Below are 474 nucleotides of genomic sequence, written 5' to 3' on the forward strand. Positions count from 1 at the left end.
TCAGCGTGAACGTCACGCTGATCTTCTCCGTCGAGCCCTACCGCGACGTCATGACCGCCTACATGGAGGGCCTGGAGCGGGCGGCGGCCAACGGGCAGAACCTGGGCGGCATCGCCTCGGTGGCCAGCTTCTTCGTCTCCCGCGTCGACTCCGAGATCGACAAGCGGCTGGACAAGATCGGCACCGACGAGGCACTGGCGCTGCGCGGCAAGGCCGGTATCGCCAACTCCCGGCTCGCCTACGCCGCGTTCGAGGAGACCTTCCAGGGCACGCGGTGGGCACAGCTGACCGCGCAAGGCGCCAAGGCTCAGCGCCCGCTGTGGGCGTCGACGGGGGTGAAGAACCCCGACTACTCCGACACCATGTACGTGACCGAGCTGACCGTCGCCGACACCGTGAACACGATGCCGGAGAAGACCCTGCTGTCGTTCGCCGACCACGGCGAGGTCGAGGGCGACAAGGTCACCGGCACCG

At 68.1% G+C, this 474-nt stretch carries 1 protein-coding gene; it reads left to right on the forward strand.

Annotated features, from left to right (window positions below; genetic code table 11):
- A partial coding sequence (locus RM445_RS32060) for a transaldolase family protein (protein WP_311560614.1) occupies window positions 1–474 on the forward strand: 474 nt, incomplete at both ends.

It is taken from the genome of Pseudonocardia charpentierae (assembly GCF_031845345.1).
Classification (GTDB): Bacteria; Actinomycetota; Actinomycetes; order Mycobacteriales; family Pseudonocardiaceae; genus Pseudonocardia; species Pseudonocardia charpentierae.